The 3,127-nt window shown below is 45.0% G+C and carries 3 protein-coding genes and 1 pseudogene; 3 read left to right on the forward strand and 1 reads right to left on the reverse strand.

What is annotated here, in order from left to right:
- A pseudogene (locus tag FFR48_RS26590) lies at positions 1-222 on the forward strand (hypothetical protein); the annotation flags it as partial.
- On the opposite strand, the gene FFR48_RS26595 reads toward FFR48_RS26590, so the two are convergent.
- The gene (locus tag FFR48_RS26595; protein ID WP_137669425.1) at positions 201-1,274 is read right to left on the reverse strand and encodes an amino acid ABC transporter substrate-binding protein; all 1,074 of its coding nucleotides are present in this window, start codon (positions 1,272-1,274) and stop codon (positions 201-203) included. The pseudogene FFR48_RS26590 and the gene FFR48_RS26595 sit on opposite strands and share 22 nt — an antisense overlap.
- 269 nt (positions 1,275-1,543) lie before the next feature.
- Here FFR48_RS26595 and FFR48_RS26600 point away from each other — a divergent pair, with 269 nt between their 5' ends.
- Together FFR48_RS26600 and FFR48_RS26605 are read left to right on the forward strand one after the other, a co-directional pair.
- Positions 1,544-2,101: a hypothetical protein gene (locus FFR48_RS26600; RefSeq protein ID WP_096569485.1), complete on the forward strand. Its 558-nt coding sequence runs from the start codon at positions 1,544-1,546 to the stop codon at positions 2,099-2,101.
- A gap of 111 nt (positions 2,102-2,212) precedes the next feature.
- Positions 2,213-2,857, forward strand: a complete 645-nt coding sequence (locus FFR48_RS26605) for a DUF3318 domain-containing protein (protein WP_096569482.1) — start codon at positions 2,213-2,215, stop codon at positions 2,855-2,857.
- Positions 2,858-3,127 lie beyond the last annotated feature (270 nt).

Raw genomic sequence — 3,127 nt, forward strand, 5'->3', positions numbered from 1 at the left:
GCACGAAGGCGGCGTACGTTGTTTCTGAATGCTACTTGGGTTCAAGCGTGTGCTCTTACGATCTCAGTCACCAGTCACCAGTCCCCTGTCCTCCATCCCCCAGCACCCGGCCTCCGTCACTTGTGCACGTGCCCGGAGTTCCGATCTGCCGTCCTCAGTCCCCAGTCACCAGTCACCAGTCCCCAATCACCAATCACCAATCACCGAAATGGAGGAGAATAGAGTAAACCTCCTTTGGTGTAAAGTTGATTTTGACCACGGGGAAGATTGAGTTTTGTGTTTGTACCCAGGTTGCGATCATAAATTTCGCCATAGTTACCAACGTGCTTAACTATTCTGGCTGCAAAATCATTAGTTAAACCAATTCCTTCACCTAAATTTCCTTCTGTTCCTAAAAAACGCCTAATTTCTGGATCATTGCTATTAGCAAATTGTCCTATATTTTGGGAATTAATTCCTAATTCTTCGGCTTTTATTAAACTATAAACTACCCATTTAACTACATTATTCCATTGGGGATCACCTTGAGCAACTGCTGGCGCTAAAGGTTCAGAAGATAGCAAATCATCGAGAATGATATTATCATCAGGTTTGGGTAAAGTTGTGCGTCGAGAAACCAAAGCTGAACGATCCGCAGTCACTCCATCACAACGCCCTTCTGCATAAGTAGCAAAAGTAATATTAATATCTTCAAAAACAACGGGTTTATAACTAATGCTTCGTTTTCGCATTTGATCCGCTAAATTTTGTTCAGTAGTTGTACCAGTTTGGGCGCAAATTGCTTTATCTTTTAAATCTGCTAAAGACTTGATACCGCTATTTTTGCGAACCATAATAGCTTGACCATCGTAAAAAACCACAGGGGCAAAATTTAAACCCACTGAAGTATCACGGCTTAACGTCCAGCTAGTATTGCGGCTTAATAAATCTACTTCACCAGTTTGCAAAGCTGTAAATCTTTCTTTAGCATTTAAGTTACGATATTCTACAGCATCAGGATTGTCAAACAAAGCCGCAGCTACAGCGCGACAAATATCCACATCAATCCCATTATATTGACCCTCAGTTCCCACAAAACTAAAACCCGGTAACTCACCACTAACACCACAAATTAGCTGTCCACTGGTTTTAACTTTACCAGCAATATTGCGAGTTACTTGTTGTACAGTGTTAGTGGCTGTATTTTCCGTTGTACCTGAATCACCCTCACAACCAGCAATAGTAAAAATGAAAGGAGCGATCGCCAGCAAAAAAGCTAATTTACGTACAAGCATAACTTAAAATAAATAAATGTGTTTACAGCAGATTGCATATCAATAAGGTACAAAATCTCAATTGAACCTACTAACTCCTAGACAGAAACAGAGTTTTACTCCTGACTTTTTGATCTCCTGACTCCTTGATCTCCTGCTGTAATAAGAATGTATCTACCAAAGAATAGAATACACCTTGAGGACAACTCACTACACAAGTAAATTCAATGCCCATAGCAGGTTAAACTAGGTGTGGTGACAGTCGCTCCACCGTTCCTTATGAGGCTTTTATGGGAGCTAATCTGAAACAAATAGCCAATTACTTAGATAACCTTGGCTGGGAATACCGCTTTGATGAAGCAGAAGACAGAATTATCACAGGTGTAGAAGCTGATCATCTAGACGATTTTCTCATAGTCGTGCAGTTGGATGAAGACGGAAAATTTTTCCGAGTTTTTGCCCCTCAAGTTTTAGCAGGAGTCAAAGAACATCCTTATAAAGCTTCTATTCTCCAGACAATGCTGGCCATTTCTTGGGAAACCAAAATGCTGCAATGGGAATATGATCCCTCCGATGGCGAAATCCGTGCCATTATAGAATTTCCCCTAGAAGACTCCATACTCACCGAAAGACAATTTCACCGTTGCCTAAGCGGGTTAATTCAAGTTGTTGATAGCATCGCCTTACCGCGACTCAAACAAGTGATGGCCACAGGTGAAGATCCAGGTAATATAGAACTAGGGGAAAGACTGTTACTCAGTATTCAGGAAGAAGCCCCAGGACTACTGGATCTATTAGAAAAAGCAATGGAAGCTCGGAAAAAGCGGGGAAGTTTTCCCAATGAGTGAAGCGGATCATTGCTGAAATAGCTATCACAGGCTTCGCCTTGAAAGTGAGAGTGTCAAACTCCAAAGTGATAACCTAACTAATATACAGAAATTTTTTAGGGCTGGATTTTTATGACATCCTATACAACCTCCTCAGCTAAAGCGGAAATGAGTGAACTTCGGCGGTTAAAAAGCTTGCTACCACCAGAATTACAAAGCTGGGTGACAGTGGAAGGAACAACCGAAGTAAGTCCACCCCTGATCCGTTGCGAAGAAATTGGTAAAGATCAAGTAGAAATTCAAATCGACTTGGTAAAATGGGATGCTTTAGCAATGGATCAGCGTAATCTTCTGTTTTGGCATGAAGTTGCTCGTATCCAAAATGACACCATTCCTAAAGATGGTTGGGAAATGGCCGCACTGGCTATTGGTTTAGGTGGTGCTGTAGGTGAATTATGGGTACAGGATGGCTTACTGCTAGTGTTAGCGTTGGCGCTTTGTGGTGTTTCCGGTTGGCGACTCTATCAAAAAAATAATGGGGAAAAGCAAATAAAAGAATTAATTGATGCTGACGAAAAAGCGATCGCCCTGGCCACCCGTTTTGGTTATAGTCTCCCCAACGCCTACAAGAGTTTAGGTAGTGCCTTAAAAACCTTAATTGACACCACCCCCGGTAAGCGTCAGCGTTCCCGCTATGAAGCCAGACTTTCCGCCCTCAAACGCAGCGCCAACAAAGCAAAAGCCAAATCTAGACCTATGGACGACGCAGGACTGTAGGAAGCAGGAAGCAGGGAGCAGGGGGCAGAAGGCAGGGGAGCAGGGAGCAGGGAGCAGGGAGCAGGGAGCAGGGAGCAGGGAGCAGGGAGCAGGGAGCAGGGAGCAGGGAGCAGGGAGCAGGGAGCAGGGAGGAGGGAGCAGGGAGCAGGGCGGAGGCAGGAGGCAGAAGGCAACACGCCACACGCAGCACCCAACTCGGACGACCCCGCCCCCCACTCCCCACCCCCCCACCCCCACCCCCCCCCACCCACACCCCCGCCACCCTCCCCC

It is taken from the genome of Sphaerospermopsis reniformis (assembly GCF_005402885.1).
Taxonomy (GTDB): Bacteria; Cyanobacteriota; Cyanobacteriia; order Cyanobacteriales; family Nostocaceae; genus Sphaerospermopsis; species Sphaerospermopsis kisseleviana.